Genomic DNA, 17,590 nt, shown 5'->3' on the forward strand with positions numbered 1-17,590 from the left:
AAACAGACCATTTATGTTTTGCACACATTAAAGATATTTGTAAATATTCATGCTTCATTAATGTATTTTATTATAAGGTCAACTGCAGCTAATATTGAATCTATATGAGTTCTTTCATATCCATGAGATGCAAAAACACCTGGACCTATAAGTGCTGTTTTAACATCCCAACCAGCGGATAGTGCAGCAGAAGCATCTGAACTGTAATGAGGATATATATCAATTTTATATGGAATATTATTTTTCTTACATATATTTACTAACTTTTTCCTAAGGTTATAATCATAAGGACCAGAAGAATCCTTAGCGCAGATGCATACAGCATATTCTGATGAATTTTGTTCACAGCCAGGGGTACCCATATCAACAGCTATAAATTCTTTAGTATTTGGTGGAATGGCAGCACTTGCACCATGACCAACTTCTTCATAAGTACTCATGTAAAAGTTAGTTGTGCAGGGAGGTTTTATGTTGTTATCATGAAGATATTTAATTACATACATAACAGCAGACACGCTGGCTTTATCATCAAGATATCTGCTTTTAATAAATTCTTTTTGGGTGATAGTTGTTTCTGTATCTATGCATATGTAATCTCCTACATCAATGTCAAGTGTCTCTACATCAGCTTTAGAAAATACTTTCTCATCCAATATCACTTCCATATTTTCAGCAGTTCTTTTAAGATTACGAGCATCATCACCGCTTATATGAACGGAAGGCTTTGTAGTTTGAATGGTACCAGAATAACTCACACCATTTAGAGTTTCTATGGTACAATTTTCACCTTCAAGTGTTGACATCATATAGCCTCCAATAGGCAGCAGAGAAAGAGCACCGTTTGCTTTTATACTCTTAACCATTGCACCCAATGTATCAACATGGGCTGAAAAAGTCCTTTGATAATCATCATTTTTCCCAAGAAAAGATATGATAAGTCCACCTTTATTTGTAGTTTTATAAAAAATATTCATTTTATTAAGTTCATTTTTAAGATATTGTATTACAGATTCGGTATATCCTGTAGGACTTGGTATAGAAAGAATAGTTTTTAAACTATCTATAATGGTATTTTTGTCGTAGTTCATAATTTAAATCCTCCAAAGTGTAAAGATATTTTTATGATTATGATTAGCATAAATTGGCGTAAGTATGTAAAAGTTTTATGTGTATCCAATAGAAATATATTGTATAATGAAAAAAGAAATTTACAAGAGGAATAGGAAAGAATCTGAATAGGAGTAAAATATGTATAAAATTTTAATAGTTGAAGATGATATGGTAATTGCGAAGTCAATGAAAAATTGTCTGAGTGGGTGGAATTATGAAACTGAATTTATAACTGACTTTAAAGACATTACTGCAGAGTTTATTAAGTTTGGTCCACATCTTTTACTTTTGGATATATCACTGCCATTTTTCAATGGTTATCATTGGTGCAGCGAAATTCGCAGGATATCAAAGGTTCCTATTATTTTTGTTTCTTCTATGTCTGATAATATGAATATCATTATGGCTGTAAATATGGGCGGTGATGATTTTATTTCTAAACCTTTTGATTTAAATATTCTTGTGGCAAAAGTGCAGGCATTAATAAGAAGGACATATTCCTTTGGTGGGAAGATGGACATAATTGAGCATAATGGTGTAGTGTTAAACTTAAGTAATGCTGCTATTGAATATGAGAATAATAAGATTGAGCTTACAAAAAATGAATTTAAGATCCTTCAAATTTTACTTGAAAATGTTGGCAAGGTAATTCCAAGGGATGCTATTATGACAAGACTTTGGGAAAGTGACAGCTATATAGATGATAATACTTTAACTGTTAATGTCACTCGTCTTAGAAAAAAACTTTTAGATGCTGGCATTTGCGACTTTATTAAAACAAAAAAAGGTATTGGGTATATGGTGGAATAATATGAAAGAAAAATATTTTTTACAGATTCTATTATGGTATATTAAAGGACATAAGAAAACAATAATAATGGACAGCATTTTCGTTGCAATCTTTGCTGTGGTATTTTCATTATATTCTTTAGAACTTGAACCAGTTTTATATGCTTCGTTTTTATCAGCTATTGCAGCTGTTATTTTCATAGTTTATGATTTTATCAAGTGTTATAAAAAGCACAATAAACTATGTATTTTTGAAAAGCAGATAAACATAGGATTAGGTAAAATGCCAACCGCAGATAATTTTATTGAAGCTGACTATCAAAGTATTCTGCAGACACTCTATGAGCAAACTACGGAAATGATTTCAAAAACAGATATTAAGCAAACAGAAATGATAGATTATTACACTCTTTGGGCACATCAAATTAAAACACCAATTGCGGCAATGAGATTAATACTGCAAAGTGAGTATACTGAACAAAACAAGGAACTGCTGGAGCAAACCTTTAAAATTGAGCAGTATGTTGAAATGGTTTTGAGTTACTTGAAAATTGACAGTGATTCATCGGATCTGGTGCTTAAAAACTATAATTTGCTTCAAATTGTAAAACAAGTTATTAGAAAGTATGCCCATGTATTTGTTAGAAAAAATATAGCCCTTGATTTAAAAGAAATGGAGTGTACTGTACTGACAGATGAAAAGTGGCTGGTATTTGTAATTGAACAAATAGTATGGAATGCATTAAAGTATACAAGCAGCGGAAAAATATCAATATATATGGAAGATACTTCACAGAAGGTGCTTGTAATTGAAGATACAGGGGTAGGTATTGCAGATGAAGATTTACCAAGGGTATTTGAAAAAGGTTTTACTGGATATAATGGACGTGCCGATAAAAAGGCAACGGGAATAGGGCTTTATCTTTGCAAAAAGATATTAGACAAGCTTTCTCATACAATAACAATTACCTCTAAGGTTAACGTTGGAACAACAGTAAGGATAAATCTTTCTTCTGTGAAAACTATAATTGAATAATCCAACCTTACGAATATGTAAGATTTAAAGAAGAAATGTAAGCCAAAGTTATGGCTAGGCATTTCTCTTTTTTTTATAATTATAGTATAGTCAAAGTGAACAGGGAGGAAGAAAATGAAGTTATTAGAAGTAAATAATTTAAAGAAAATATATTCATCAAGATTTGGAGGAAACCAGGTTCAAGCCTTAAGCAATGTAACCTTTTCAGTAGAAAAAGGTGAATATGTAGCAATTATGGGAGAGTCGGGATCAGGAAAAACTACATTACTTAACATACTGGCATCTTTAGATAAACCAACCAGCGGTGAAGTTTTACTGCAGGGTAAGAATATTGTAGCAATTAAAGAAAGCGAAATTACTGCATTTCGCAGAGAAAATTTAGGTTTTGTATTTCAAGATTTTAACTTACTTGATACCTTTTCTTTAAAAGATAATATTTTTTTACCACTTGTTTTATCAAGAAAATCCTATGGAGAAATGGAAAAAAGATTGAAACCTATTGCAGAGAAATTGGGGATAGAGCATATACTGGAGAAATTTCCTTATGAGGTATCAGGAGGACAAAAGCAAAGGGCGGCAGTTGCCAGGGCTTTAATTACAGATCCACAGCTTATTTTAGCAGATGAGCCCACAGGAGCACTTGATTCAAAATCAACAGATCAGCTTTTAAAATTATTTTCAGAGATTAATAATGAAGGGCAGACAATTGTTATGGTTACCCATAGTACCAAGGCAGCAAGCCATGCAGGAAGAGTACTTTTTATAAAAGATGGCGAGGTGTTTCATCAGCTTTATAGAGGTTCAATGTCAAAAGAGGAGATGTTTGAAAAAATTTCAAATACACTTACAGTAATTACTACTGGAGGTGCGGCAAATGAATAAGCTGTTTTATCCGAGACTAGCAGTAATAAACATCAAAAAGAATAGCAAGACGTATTTTCCATTTATACTTACTTGCATATGTACAATTATGATGTTTTATATAATGCATGCAATTTCAATAAATAAGGGATTGGATGGAGCTAGTGGCTCTGAGACCCTAAAAACGCTTCTTTTTTTGGGAACAATAGTAATAGGAATATTTTCAGCTATATTTCTTTTTTATACAAATAGTTTTCTTATTAAAAGGCGTAAAAAAGAAATTGGGTTGTACAATGTGCTTGGTCTTGAAAAAAAGCATATTGCAAAAATACTATGCTTTGAATGTATTTTTACTTCAGCTATCAGTTTAACGGTTGGACTTATTGGTGGAATTATTTTAAATAAGCTTATGTTTCTTCTTCTGATAAAGATGCTTAATTTTAAAGTAACATTTGGATTTTCTATTTCGGTGCCGTCTATTATAAAAACCTTGATTGTTTTTTGCAGCATCTTTTTTGCAACATTATTATCAAATTTATTTCAGATTAAAATATTAAAGCCCATTGAACTTTTAAAAGGGTCCGAGCAGGGGGAAAAAGAGCCAAAAACAAAATGGATTATGACTATTATAGGATTGGCAGCTCTTTGCGGCGGATATGGAATAGCTTTAAATGTCAAATCACCTCTTGCTGCGCTTAACTTGTTCTTTGGTGCAGTTATTCTGGTTATGATAGGAACTTATGCACTCTTTACGGCAGGAAGCATTGCAGTATTAAAGTTTCTCAGGAAACAGAAGAACTTTTACTATAAGACAGGCCATTTTATATCTGTTTCAGGTATGATGTACAGAATGAAACAAAATGCAGTAGGACTTGCAAATATTTGTATTTTGAGTACTGCTGTGCTTGTCATGCTCTCAACTACAATTTCTTTATATGCAGGTATGGAAGATCTTCTAAAACTTTGCTACCCTAGAGATATAGTTGTAACTGCTAGAGAAACTAATAAAAATCAAATACAAAAACTGGATCAAACTTTAAATGCCGGATTAAAAAACGGTAAAATAGATATGAAAGATAAGCTTTACTATCTTGATAATAGTCTGGAAGTTGTAAAAAAAGACGGCAAATTTTTATCTGTCAAAAAAAATCCAGGAAAGACAAATATTTCTATGATAGAGGTTATTCCTATTTCAGATTATAATAGATTGGAAGGAAAGAATATTACTCTTCAAGATAATGAAGTAATTCTTTTCTCAAAAGTAAAAAATTATACTAGTGATACAATTAATATTGATAATAAAAGTTTTAAAGTTAAACAGAGATTGGATAAACCAGTATCTAGTTTAAATAATGCTATGACGGATATAGTAGATACCTATGTAATATTTGTAAATAATATAGATGCTGTAGGAAAAAATGGATTCAAGGAATACACAATTGGCTTTAATATTAATAGTACAAATAAAGATATCCTATCCACAGCTAATAAGTTAAATAAAAAATTTGTGGAAAATAAAATGAAAGCTAATGCTGAAAGTGCTGTATCTGGTAAGGAAGAATTTCTTTCCTTATATGGTGGATTGTTCTTCTTAGGCATATTTTTAGGCACACTATTTTTAATGGCAACGGTGCTCATTATCTATTACAAGCAGATATCAGAAGGATATGAAGATAAGGAACGTTTTGAGATTATGCAGAAAGTTGGAATGGACAAAAAAGAAATAAAGAAGACAATAAGAAGTCAAGTACTAATGGTATTTTTCCTACCTCTTGTTTTTACAGTAATCCATATTGCGTTTGCATTTCCAATAATTACAAAGATGCTTGCTGTTTTAGGCTTGAAAAATGTAAACTTATTTATACTCTCAACCGCAGGGACAATAATTGTTTTTGCAGCAATTTATACAATTGTATTTTCATTAACTGCCAGGGTATATTATAAAATTGTTGAATAATATAAAAAACGCCAATATGTATATTACCACTATGAATTGCAGCATATACAATTCATAGTGGTAAAAGCCATGTTTTTGCTGATTAAGAGACATTTTTATTGTCTGATTTCATTGTCTTTTCTTCTGTTAATAAAAATCCTGATTTTTTTAAAACCGGAAGTATGGCACTATAAATTAAACCTACCAATATTATAGATACTATTGCGTTGATAAGTGTAGTAACTGCATTAACTTGTGTTAAAATTAATGCAGCTTTTTGAGGTTGTCCCAGAATGTACTGTTTATAAAAGTATCCTGCAATAGGATCAAAAATTACATTAAATGCAAGTCCACAAGCTGAAGCAATAATGGCCCATTTAAGCACATAAGCCTTATCATTACTGTCATTTATTTTAGCGTATTTATGGGCAATTAACCCTGTTATAAGTCCAATACACAATTTTAATACAAAAGTTTTAGGTGCTCCTAAAATATATACAGGATCTAAAACATCCGATAGTGTCATTCCTATAGCTCCAGCAAGTCCGCCATACCATCCGCCAAGAAGCAAAGCAGCAAGTACACAAAAGGCATTGCCCACATGTAATGAAGTTGCATCTCCTCCTGGCACCGGAATTTTAATTTGAAGAAAAGTAAATGATACAAAACATAATGCTGCTAATAATGCAGTTTGAATTAATTTGAGTAGTATTGAATTTTTGTTTCTCATTATAATGTCCCCCTTGTAATAAATGGCATTTTGTCAAACATTACGGATATTATAGCATTAGAAGGATTATATAACTAATGTATCGGTACGCTTGTATAGATCTCAAGTTTAGCTAATTAAGAAAAGATAGTAGAATGGTCTCCAGAAATTAGGGCATATATGATTTGATGTGTAGCTACTAAGGAAATAGGATTCTTAATGGTATTAGATTTTATAGGAAATCACATTTCTTTTGCAGATTTTCATAATTTAAATCATCCAAAGTGTAAAGATATTTTTATGATTAGCATAAACTTAAGAAAATATAATTATTTTAAACTAGTTTTCTAATACTAAAATTATCTTCAAGCAAAGCAAAATTTATGGAAATATAGGGATAGTAGAATTTATTGTATGTATCTATAGAGAATAATGTATAAAATTGTATAGCAATTTATGTAAAGTTGCTATACAATTTTTATATATGTAGGAACTGCGTTAATTGTATGCCATAAAAGTTTTATGAAAGGGATGAGCAAATGAAACCGACAATTTTAGTATTTAATTTTGCGGATAAAACTCGATATAACAAATTTATAAAGGCGGTATTACCACTTAAGGCAAAAATTAAGAAAGTAGGCAGGGAGGATTACCTTCAGCCAATTGGATATTTAGTTGGTAATAAGGACATTGATCCTGTTGAGGAAAAGTATGAGGGGCCTGAACTTGGCGATGAAATGCTTCTTATTTCAGACTTTACAGATATGAAATTAAATCAATTATTGCTTTCTCTGAAAAAGTCAGCTGTCAGGATCAATCTTAAAGCTGTTTTGACTCAGAATAACCAAAAATGGAATCCAGTACAGTTATATGAGCAATTAGCAAAAGAACACGAACAATTGAATAAATAATGTGCTGCTGGAAAGTAGTATGTAAGAAACACAGAGATTTAGGTGCTAAATCTCTGTGTTTCTCTTTAAAAAATATCCAATATGTTATAAAATAATAGTATAATTTGAAATTTTATGTAAAAAGAGTAATTAATATGACTGTAATAAATAAATTTGAAAGTAAGTAAAACAATGAAAATAAGATCAGGCGGCTGCGTCGTGTAAAATATGTTTAAATTTATCTATATAAATATAATAAATAAATATAATAATATAGAATTATTTCAAAATATTATTAATTTTATGTATATTTTATTGTTAAAATAAGAAAAATAAGTTAATACTTTCTATAGAGGTGATTTGTTTATGGAGAAAGATTTTAAAATGGAAGAAACCACTCTATGGAGCTTTAAAAATAGGGGAAATTGGGCAAGTCATAAGGGAGACTATCCTGGTAATTGGAGCCCATATGTACCTAGAAATATAATCTTAAGATATAGTAACGAAGATGATTTGGTATTAGATCAGTTTTTAGGTAGTGGAACTACTGCAATAGAAGCACTATTACTAAAAAGGAGAATTATAGGTTTAGATATAAATGATAAAGCAATTGAAATATCAAAGAAAAGGAGTTTAGCATATATAGATAAAGAGTCTATAATTGCAATTGGAGATGCCAGAAAGCTAAAAAATATAAAAGATCAAACAATAGATTTAATATGTACTCATCCACCTTATTCAAATATAATAAGATATAGTAATGATAATAAAAATGACATTTCTCTTTTTACATTAGAAAATTATTATTATGCAATAAGCAGTGTGGCAAAAGAGTGTTATAGAGTATTAAAAATGGATTCATATTGTTGTATTATGTTAGGAGATACAAGAAGAAATGGTTATATTATACCTTTAGCTTTTAATGTAATGAATATATTTATAAAAAACGGTTTTAAATTAAAAGAAATAATTATAAAGGAACAACATAATTGTTCTTCAACAGAAAAGTGGAGAGAAATCAGTAAAAAGAAAAATTTTTATCTTATAGCTCATGAATATATTTTTGTATTAAAGAAATAGTAATTTACTAAATAAGAACAAACGTTTATAATTAAATTTGCATATTAACATAAGAGGAAGATATAAATGATTTGAAAAGGTGATAGAATGAAAAATAATTTAATACAACCTTTTGTAAAATGGGTTGGTGGAAAACGACAATTATTGAGCGAAATAAAAGAATATATACCTAAAGGAAATTTTAAATATTATGAGCCATTTGTTGGTGGAGGAGCAGTGTTTTTTAGCCTTCAACGGAAAAATGCCGTAATAAATGATTTGAATTCAGAACTTATAAATGTGTATGAAGTAATAAAGAATGATGTAGAAGGATTAATAAGAAGTTTAATGAATCATAAAATTACAGAAAAATATTATTATGAACTAAGATCAGAGGATAGAAGTGAAGAATATAAAACTTATAGTAAAGTTAAAAAAGCAAGTAGATTTATATACTTAAATAAAACCTGTTATAATGGATTATACAGAGTGAATTCATCTGGATACTTTAATACTCCTTTTGGTAAGTATAAGAACCCAAATGTTGTAAATGATACAGTATTGAGAACTGTACATAAATACTTAAATGAAAGCAGAATAGCAATACGGAATGTAGATTTTGAAGAAGCATTAAAAGGAATTAGAAAAAATTCATTTGTTTACTTTGATCCACCTTATGATCCTGTGAGTGATAGTTCTAATTTTACAGGATACACGGCAAGTGGATTTAATAGAGATGAGCAAATTAGACTAAAAAAGTTATGTGATAAACTGAATAAAAAAGGAGTTAAGTTTTTATTATCTAATAGTAATACTGAGTTTATTAGAGAACTCTATAAGGATTACAACGATAAAATTAAAGTTGTTGGGGCAACAAGGGCGATAAATAGTAAGGCTACTAAAAGAGGAGAAGTGGAAGAAGTGTTAATTAGAAATTATGATTTGGAATAGAAGGGAATATTATGGGGCGTAAAGGTAATGAAAATAAAACTAGAAAAATAGATAAATATTGGATAGAAATATTTAATGATATGAACATAGTTGAAGAAGTTGAAAGTAAAGGAAAATGTATAATATCCGCTAATGAAATAAAAAAGGTCTATGAGCCTAGACTGATGACAAAATTTGATTATAAGGACAGTTTACCAAGTATATTTGTTGAAAATTCATTAACTATTTTACCTATTACTAGGGGAAGTTATATTATTGGAAAATATAAAGCTTATGAAGATTTTGAAACAGTAAAAACAAATGTAAAAAAGATAGAATTCCCAGAATGGATAGAAGGAATTGATTATAAAAATCTTTATTCTGAAGCAAGTGCTATTAACTGTGCTTATGTATCCAAAATATTTGGTGATATTTTAGGAGATACAGAAATTTATCCAACTTTAAGTGGTAGAATGGGTTCTGGAGATTTTAGCTTTTATATTAATGATGTAAATAATAAAAATTGCAAAGTAGATGTGTCAAAAGCTCAATGCGAGATAGATGGTGCTTTTGAAAGCAGGGATAATATACTTTTATTGGAGGCTAAAAATAATATATTTGAAGATTTTATTGTGAGGCAGTTATACTATCCATATAGAGTAATTCAAAATAGAGTATCAAAGAAGGTAGTACCTGCATTTTTAACTTATTCTAATAACATATTTAGCTTTTACATTTATGAATTTAATGATATAAATCACTATAATTCTCTTGAGTTAAGAGAAGTTAAAAGGTATATGATTGATGATTTTAACATTACTGTTGATGATGTAAAAGACATATTATATAATATACAAATAGTTGAAGAGTCAATGGATGTTCCTTTTCCACAGGCAGATACATTTGAAAATATAATAAGTTTAATAAATAAGATGTATGATGATCCGGATTTCGATACAAAAGATCAGGTTACTATAGAGTTTGGATTTGATAAGAGACAAGCTGATTATTATACTAATGCTGCTGCTTATCTTGGATTGGTTGATAGACATAAGGGAAAGGGAAAAGTCACATTGTCGAATTTAGGTAAAAAAATTATTGGAATGAGAAGTAGCGAAAAATATTTAACTTTATTTAAGCTGATTTTATCGCATAAAGCTTTTAATGAAGCCATGAAAATGTTTTTGAAAAAATTAGATTTACCCTCAAGAGATGAAATAGTGCAAGTTATGAAAAGTTGTAAATTAAATCATGTTAACACAGAAGATATGTATAAAAGAAGATCTCAAACTATAAGAAAATGGATAAATTGGATAATGGAAATTGTAAGTATAAGTCAAAGCTAAATTAAAGCGTTACCACAAATATATATTGGTAACGCTTTAATTTTAAAGATTATTGCATGTGATGCCACCACTAGGTTTATTTGAAGGATTTCTACAAGGAACACAGTAGCTTTGAGGTCCTTCTGGATGATTTGAAGTTGCTCTAGCAGGAGTTGTACCAAATAATTGAGGGTATATATGGTATACATGATAAATTCCATTTGCTTCAGAGCATCTTGGACAAGATTTATACTGTATTCCATTTACAGTTTTATACTGAGCTTCACTTAGAGGCCTATTACAGTATTTGCATATTTTAGACAATATAATCACTCCTTTTGATTATATTTCAATAAAAAATTTAAAATTCCTGCTTTGATTATATTTTAAAAATTATCTTTATTTTTTCTTTAAAAAGTAATTAAAGGATGTTTTTACATATTGTTATTATTAAAAAATTCCCAAAAGAAGAGAAACGTTTTTCCACACCTAAAAAGTGTAAAAAATATCAGTCATTTATATAAAATTTTAATATTTTCTTTATTTAAATTTTTTATGACACCTGATCTGTACTCGAATTGATGAATACATATGGATATGGGTTAGATATAATAATCATATGGATGAGATAAGAAATATTAGGTAATGGTAGAAAGTATAATGCAGAATTTAGAACTGATGCTGTAAGTCTGTATTAGAAGAAGACAGGTCTATAATCAGTGTATCAAAGGATTTAGGGATAAATGCTCAAACTTTAAGAAAATGGATAAATAATAGAAAAAGAAAAAAAGATCCAGGAAAATCTAAAATAGATGAACTTGAAAAACAACTTAGGGAAAAACAACGAAAGATAAATGATCTAAAGAAATCGGTTGATATATTAAAAAATCTGTAACTATATTTATATTTAAGATTTGCCTATAATTATTAATGAATCGATTGATATAATAGTTTTAGGGAAAGGAGATGTAAAAGATGAAGGTAGAAAAAATCAAGTTTAATAATCATGAAATATTCAACAATTTAGAGATAGATTTTAAAGATAATAATGGAAAGATATTAGATACTATTGTTATTATTGGCGAAAATGGATCTGGAAAAACCACTTTATTAAAAAGTATATATGATGCTTTTGATATAGATGAACGTGGTTATAAAGAATTAGAAGATAATAAAGTAGAATTGACTCCTGCACTATATACAGCAACAGTTAAGTTAGAAAATAATGAAATTGGAATATTACAGCTAGAAGTTGTTTCTTTGGAAAAAAGATGTAGTATTAATGAATCTAAAGTTGTATATATGTCAACAGAAATTAATTTTGAAAAGATTAATAAGGTGGATAATACATTAAATTTTGTACCAGACTTTCGAAATATTATTGATCAAAGAATGACTCAAAATATACCTTCTTTTATAGCTACTAAAATAAATAAAGAAATATTTAAAAATAGAAACAAAACAATAGGAGAAGTTATAGATAAAGTTTGTGATGACATAAATAGCATATTTTCTGTTATGGATTTAGATGTTAAGTTAGTGGGACTTTCTGAAACTAGTGAAACAAAGCCTATATTTAGAAATAGCTTGGGCAAGGAATTTGATATTACAGGTTTATCATCGGGAGAAAAACAATTATTTTTAAGAGCATTATCACTGAAGTTTTTGGAAGTTAATAATTCAATAATATTAATTGATGAACCAGAAATATCACTTCATCCTGAGTGGCAAGGGAGGATAATTGATGTATATGAAAGTATAGGCGAGAATAATCAATTAATTATTGCAACTCATTCTCCACATATTATTGGAGATATTGAGTTAAAACAACTGCGTATAATAAAGAAAGAAAAAGATGGTATTAAGTTAGTTGATAATAGAGATTTAAATGAAACTTATGGTAAGAGCATTGGAGATATTTTAAGCACAACTATGAAACTTAATAGTCTAAGAAATGAGGATATTACAATTAAACTAAATAAAGTCTATGAATTATTAAATAAAAATTTATATGACACAAAAGAATTTGAAGATATATTTAACTATTTAAGAAAGTATTTGGGAGATTTAGACAAAGATATTATGAGGATAAGATTAGACATATCAGTTAGGAGAAAAAGGAATGCTCAAGGTTAATAAAGAACAGGAGCCAAAATTTTTACCTAAGGAAATAAATATAGTAGCTAAAATTGAAAATGATAAACACGAACTTATTAAGGGCATCATAGATTTAGCTTAATAAGTAAATGATGAAAGAAATTAGTGTTTTATTGCTTATAAGCTTCACCATTTTTGTATCAAGGATGAAGCATTTTTACATGAAGCTTTATTTTTCAACATCTTGTCCAATTATTCTGAGAATATTTCTTATGTTGTAGCCATCCATTCCAATAATATAGTCATACTTTTGATAATGGAATGGTTTCAGCATTAAGTTTTAATGCAGTTATGTGTCCGGAAATTGCTAAAAGAAGAAGCAGAAAAGTTTTACAGGAAGAAAGAAAATTTTATTATTCTCTTTGTCATTAATTTCTACGTGAATACCAAGAAACTTTATCTCAATAATTAACTTAGAAATAATTTAGTAATATGTTTAAAAATATTATTATGTGCTAGAATGTTTAACAAGAAGATAAACAGGAGTGAATAAATTTGTTTGAAATAAATGAAGATGCAATAAAAGACAGCTTAAATTTTGAAACGTACAAAAAAGGTGTTAGATGTTATGAAAATGATCAAGTGGAAAAGTTGAGTGTAAGTACTCAAGAAGAATTAGGATGGGAAGAAACTACTATTGAAGGAAAAGTGAAGTCTTCTTCACAAATGCCTATAAAGTATAATGTAAAAATAATATATCCAAATAGCAGTAAAAACATAAGCTGTTATTGTAATTGCAAAGCATATTATAATTATAATGCTCCATGTAAGCATATAGCTGCAGTGCTTATAAAATATGCTCGAGAAAAAGGAAAATCAGTAATAAAGAAAAATAGCAAATTAATTCAACAATTAAAGAAAAGTCTAATATCCACTAAGGCAAAGATGGAAACTAAGACTTTAAATCTACAGTATAAGCTTCAATTTAATATTAGCCGCAGAGAAAGTGAAGCTTTTCTAGAATTAAAGGTAGGGGAAGAAAAGCTTTATGTAGTAAAGAATATGAAGAACTTTTTAGAGGCAGTTATAGAACATAATGAGTTGGAGTTTGGTAAAAGCTTTACATATAATTCACATTTACACAGGTTCAAAGATGAGGATAAATTTATTCTGAGTATGCTCAAAGATCTATATGAAATAGACAGGGCCACAGAGGACATGGTAATGTATGGCTATCATTACAACAAAACAGCGAAATTTTTAAGTGGAAAAAAGGCAAGACTTACGGAGAGTAACTTAAAAAAATTTCTTGATAATATAGGGGAAATAGCTATAGATTTAGTCATAAATGATGATAACTACAGTGAAGTTAAAGTAGTAAGAGAAAATTTCCCTTTGGAATTTAAATTAGACAGCAAGGGGAATAATATAATTTTATCTCAAATTTCAAAGCTTCCTAAAGCTTTAGTCAAAAGCGGAAATTATTTTTATTATAATAACAAGATATATGTGCCAGCAAATGAACAAGTAAGAGTGTATAAAGCACTTTACAATACTTTTATTGAACGGAGAAGTTCTGAAATTACTTTTCAGCAAAGTGAAAGTGAAGAAATAGCTTCTTATATAATTCCAGCCTTAAAAAAGATAGGTACAAAGGTAACGGTGAATAACAGAATTAAAGAGAAATTTTCTGAAGAACCTTTAAAGGCTTGTCTCTATTTTGATAAGGATAAAGATGCTGTAGTTTGTGATGTAATATTTAAATATGGAAATATAGATATAAACCCCTTAAAGGATAATGAGACAAGGGAAGATGGAAAGGTATTAGTTAGAGATATTGAGGAAGAAGCAGCGATAGTAGATACCCTGACCGCTTTTCAATTTAAAAAGGGGAAATCTAATTTCATTTTAGAAGATGAGGATAAAATTTTAGATTTTGTAGGAGAAGGGCTTGAAAAACTTCAGGAATCCGCAGAAATTTACTATTCGGACGCATTTAAAGATATAAGAATTTATACATCTAAAAGCTATAAATCCAACATAAGATTAAATGATGAGGATCTTTTAGAATTTACTTTTAATATTGATGGGGTAAATAGGGAAGAATTAAAGCATATATTTGATGCATTAAAACAAAAGAAAAAATATTATAGACTTAAGAATGGAGGATTTATCCCTCTGCAGGCTGGCGAGCTTCAAAATATATCAGATATGATAGATTATTTAAATATTAACACTTCAGATCTTAAAAAGGATCAAATAGTTCTTTCTAAATATAATGCTGTTTACATAGATACAAGCCTTAAGGAAAATAATATAACTTTTGTACAAAGGAATAAGAAGTTTAGAGAACTGATAAATAATGTAAAGGATATTGGTGACATTGATTATACAATTCCAGAAAAACTGGATAATATTATGAGAGGTTATCAAAAATTTGGATTTAAGTGGTTTAAAACTCTTTCAAGCTGTGGTTTTGGAGGCATTTTAGCAGATGAAATGGGTCTTGGAAAAACTCTTCAGACTATAGCTTTTATAAAATCAGAGGTAGATGAAAATGAGGAAAAGCAACCTTCTTTGGTGGTGTGTCCTACATCCTTGGTTTACAATTGGGAAAGTGAAATAAATAAATTTCAATCGGATTTAAAATGCTTAGTTGTATCAGGTAGCAGGGATGTAAGAGAAAGTCAGTTAAAAGAGATGAATGAGGCGGACATAGTTATAACTTCCTATGCACTTATTAAAAGAGATATAGAAGAATATAAAGCTATAAAATTTAGACACTGCTTTTTAGATGAAGCTCAAAATATAAAAAATCCTAAATCTTTAAATGCCCAAAGTGTAAAATCCATTAAAGCTGGCAGCTATTTTGCACTAACAGGAACTCCTATTGAAAATTCTATTACAGAATTATGGTCAATTTTTGATTTTATTATGCCGGGATATTTATTGAGTAATAGAAAGTTTAGCCAAAAATATGAAACACCTATTATAAAAAATGGTGATAAAAAAGCTTTAGAGGAATTGAATAAGCATATTAAACCTTTTATTCTTAGAAGGCTTAAGAAGGATGTCATAAAAGAACTTCCACCTAAAATTGAACATAATATGGTGGTTGATATGACAGAGGATCAAAAGAAAGTATACGCAGCTTACCTTGAGCAAGCTAAAGAGGAATTAAATAATGAAATAAGAGATAAAGGCATTAATAAAAGTAAAATAAAAATACTTTCTATAATCACAAGACTCAGACAAATATGTTGTGATCCCTCTACTTTTATAGAAAACTATAAAAGTGATAACGGGAAAATGGAAGCTCTTAAGGATATAGTACAGAATAGTGTAAATGATGGGCATAAAATATTGTTATTTTCTCAATTTACTTCTGTGCTTAAAAATATTGGAGATATGTTCAAAAATGAAAATATAAAGTATATGTACCTTGATGGTAGCGTAAAAGCAGAAAACAGAGGGGAAATGGTCAGGAAGTTTAATGAAGGGAAAATTCCTATATTTTTAATATCTCTTAAAGCTGGTGGAACAGGACTAAATCTAACTTCTGCAGATATAGTTATTCATTATGACCCCTGGTGGAATCCAGCAGTAGAAAATCAGGCTTCGGACAGAGCTCATAGAATTGGACAGAAGAAAACTGTAGAGGTTATCAGACTTATTGCTAAAGGAACTATAGAAGAGAAAATACACAAAATACAGGAGAAAAAGAAGAAAATAATAAACAATGTTATAGAAAAAAATACTGGAGAGGAAATTTTGCTTTCCAATATGGAAGAGAAGGATATTGAGGAACTTTTCAGTTAAATAGTGAAAGAAAAGTTAACTAGGTAAGGACATCATAGATTTAGCTTAAGAAGTAAATTATGAAAGAAATCAATATTTTATTGCTTATAAGTTTCACCCTTGTTATATCAAGGATGAAGCTTTTTGTAGTGCGCCCAGCATGGGCGATAACTTGGCGGTGAAAGTCTGCTGTGGGCTTGATAGTGGGAACCACTAGCCGAAGACAAGGGTGTCCTCCGTGAGGAGGAATCTGAAGGAAGTCATAGGCAAAGTCTCGGTCTGAGGAATACAAATCACATATAAGGCTTACTTAGAAAGGACGAGTTTGCTACACAAAACAAAGTCCAACACTATCCGAATTTCTAAGGAGTAAATGTGGCAGATATATGAGATGAAGGTTATCGTTATTACCTGGGGAGGTCTGATAGATAAATCATCAAAGAATGAAATTTCTGTATGATAACCTGCATAGTGATATGTAGTTGAATTATCAGAAGTCAGCAGAAGTCATAGTACCAGTCCAGTCATGAATGAACCGGGAAGGACAGAACAATGGGAGGTCTTGGAAACTTGAAAAATTCGAGAGAAATGCAGAAATTGCAGACAACTTCGTATAAAGAAGGCTGGTCATATAAAATAGGAGTGGAACCCCAAAATAGTATGAGAGCGCATAGTATTTCTACGGCATTTAATAGAGGACAAGACGATGGAAAGCTATACGCCAATAATTTGCTAGAAAGGATACTCGATAGGAAAAACATGAATATTGCCTATAAAAGAGTAAAATCCAACAAAGGAAGCCATGGAGTAGATGGAATGAAAGTAGATGAACTTCTACAATACCTAAAACAAAATGGTAAAACTTTAATAGCAAGTATACTGGATGGGACTTATCGTCCCAAAGCCGTTAGGCGAGTAGAAATACCAAAGGAATTGTTGCCATGGAATTAAGCATTTCTCCTTTAGAGTTAGAGCCGGCTATATCGCGTGCACCTATGAGACCAATAGAGATGAAAGTTTTTGGAAATGAGAAAAAAGGAGGGAAATAAC

General features: G+C 29.6%; 14 protein-coding genes and 2 pseudogenes. 13 read left to right on the top strand and 3 right to left on the bottom strand.

Annotated features, from left to right (window positions below; genetic code table 11):
- Positions 1 to 47 precede the first annotated feature (47 nt).
- Entirely contained in the window at positions 48 to 1,088 is a 1,041-nt protein-coding gene (locus tag J2Z42_RS02990; RefSeq protein WP_209700888.1) for a M42 family metallopeptidase, read from the bottom strand.
- Between the two features lie 160 nt (positions 1,089 to 1,248).
- On the opposite strand from J2Z42_RS02990, the gene J2Z42_RS02995 reads away from it, so the two are divergent.
- The 4 genes from J2Z42_RS02995 to J2Z42_RS03010 all read left to right on the top strand — a co-directional run bounded on the left by J2Z42_RS02995 (position 1,249) and on the right by J2Z42_RS03010 (position 5,753).
- Positions 1,249 to 1,920, top strand: a complete 672-nt coding sequence (locus J2Z42_RS02995) for a response regulator transcription factor (protein WP_209700889.1) — start codon at positions 1,249 to 1,251, stop codon at positions 1,918 to 1,920.
- Between the two features lies 1 nt (position 1,921).
- Positions 1,922 to 2,935, top strand: coding sequence for a sensor histidine kinase (locus tag J2Z42_RS03000; RefSeq protein WP_209700890.1), 1,014 nt, complete (start codon positions 1,922 to 1,924; stop codon positions 2,933 to 2,935).
- Between the two features lie 114 nt (positions 2,936 to 3,049).
- The gene (locus J2Z42_RS03005) at positions 3,050 to 3,817 is read left to right on the top strand and encodes an ABC transporter ATP-binding protein (protein WP_209700891.1); all 768 of its coding nucleotides are present in this window, start codon (positions 3,050 to 3,052) and stop codon (positions 3,815 to 3,817) included.
- The gene (locus J2Z42_RS03010; protein ID WP_209700892.1) at positions 3,810 to 5,753 is read left to right on the top strand and encodes an ABC transporter permease; all 1,944 of its coding nucleotides are present in this window, start codon (positions 3,810 to 3,812) and stop codon (positions 5,751 to 5,753) included. The genes J2Z42_RS03005 and J2Z42_RS03010 overlap by 8 nt, the downstream gene beginning before the upstream one ends.
- Before the next feature lie 82 nt (positions 5,754 to 5,835).
- Here the strand turns inward: J2Z42_RS03010 and J2Z42_RS03015 are convergent, their stop codons facing one another.
- On the bottom strand, positions 5,836 to 6,462 hold the full coding sequence (locus tag J2Z42_RS03015; protein WP_209700893.1) for an ECF transporter S component: 627 nt from the start codon (positions 6,460 to 6,462) through the stop codon (positions 5,836 to 5,838).
- 518 nt (positions 6,463 to 6,980) lie between these two features.
- On the opposite strand from J2Z42_RS03015, the gene J2Z42_RS03020 reads away from it, so the two are divergent.
- The 4 genes from J2Z42_RS03020 to J2Z42_RS03035 all read left to right on the top strand — a co-directional run bounded on the left by J2Z42_RS03020 (position 6,981) and on the right by J2Z42_RS03035 (position 10,666).
- Positions 6,981 to 7,352: a DUF3783 domain-containing protein gene (locus tag J2Z42_RS03020; RefSeq protein ID WP_209700894.1), complete on the top strand. Its 372-nt coding sequence runs from the start codon at positions 6,981 to 6,983 to the stop codon at positions 7,350 to 7,352.
- A gap of 345 nt (positions 7,353 to 7,697) precedes the next feature.
- Positions 7,698 to 8,411, top strand: coding sequence for a TRM11 family SAM-dependent methyltransferase (locus tag J2Z42_RS03025; protein WP_209700895.1), 714 nt, complete (start codon positions 7,698 to 7,700; stop codon positions 8,409 to 8,411).
- A gap of 87 nt (positions 8,412 to 8,498) precedes the next feature.
- Positions 8,499 to 9,341, top strand: a complete 843-nt coding sequence (locus J2Z42_RS03030; RefSeq protein WP_209700896.1) for a DNA adenine methylase — start codon at positions 8,499 to 8,501, stop codon at positions 9,339 to 9,341.
- Positions 9,342 to 9,352: 11 nt separating this feature from the next.
- A complete protein-coding gene (locus J2Z42_RS03035; protein WP_209700897.1) occupies positions 9,353 to 10,666 on the top strand; it encodes a type II restriction enzyme in 1,314 nt (437 codons plus the stop codon).
- Between the two features lie 42 nt (positions 10,667 to 10,708).
- Here J2Z42_RS03035 and J2Z42_RS03040 read toward each other — a convergent pair whose 3' ends face one another.
- Positions 10,709 to 10,969, bottom strand: coding sequence for a hypothetical protein (locus tag J2Z42_RS03040; protein ID WP_209700898.1), 261 nt, complete (start codon positions 10,967 to 10,969; stop codon positions 10,709 to 10,711).
- Positions 10,970 to 11,342: 373 nt separating this feature from the next.
- On the opposite strand from J2Z42_RS03040, the pseudogene J2Z42_RS14800 reads away from it, so the two are divergent.
- From J2Z42_RS14800 to J2Z42_RS14825, 5 genes and pseudogenes are all read left to right on the top strand, one after another.
- Positions 11,343 to 11,540 (top strand): annotated as a pseudogene (locus tag J2Z42_RS14800) (transposase); the annotation flags it as partial.
- A gap of 80 nt (positions 11,541 to 11,620) precedes the next feature.
- On the top strand, positions 11,621 to 12,781 hold the full coding sequence (locus J2Z42_RS03050; protein WP_209700899.1) for an AAA family ATPase: 1,161 nt from the start codon (positions 11,621 to 11,623) through the stop codon (positions 12,779 to 12,781).
- Between the two features lie 516 nt (positions 12,782 to 13,297).
- Positions 13,298 to 16,561 carry an SNF2 helicase associated domain-containing protein gene (locus J2Z42_RS03055; RefSeq protein ID WP_209700900.1) on the top strand — a complete coding sequence of 1,088 codons (3,264 nt, stop codon included), beginning with the start codon at positions 13,298 to 13,300 and terminating at the stop codon, positions 16,559 to 16,561.
- A gap of 531 nt (positions 16,562 to 17,092) precedes the next feature.
- On the top strand, positions 17,093 to 17,491 hold the full coding sequence (locus J2Z42_RS03060) for a reverse transcriptase family protein (protein WP_245331465.1): 399 nt from the start codon (positions 17,093 to 17,095) through the stop codon (positions 17,489 to 17,491).
- Positions 17,467 to 17,589: pseudogene (locus tag J2Z42_RS14825) on the top strand ((2Fe-2S)-binding protein); the annotation flags it as partial. The gene J2Z42_RS03060 and the pseudogene J2Z42_RS14825, both read left to right, overlap by 25 nt.
- Position 17,590 lies beyond the last annotated feature (1 nt).

Source organism: Clostridium algifaecis, from assembly GCF_017874415.1.
In the GTDB taxonomy this organism is placed as follows: domain Bacteria; phylum Bacillota; class Clostridia; order Clostridiales; family Clostridiaceae; genus Clostridium_B; species Clostridium_B algifaecis.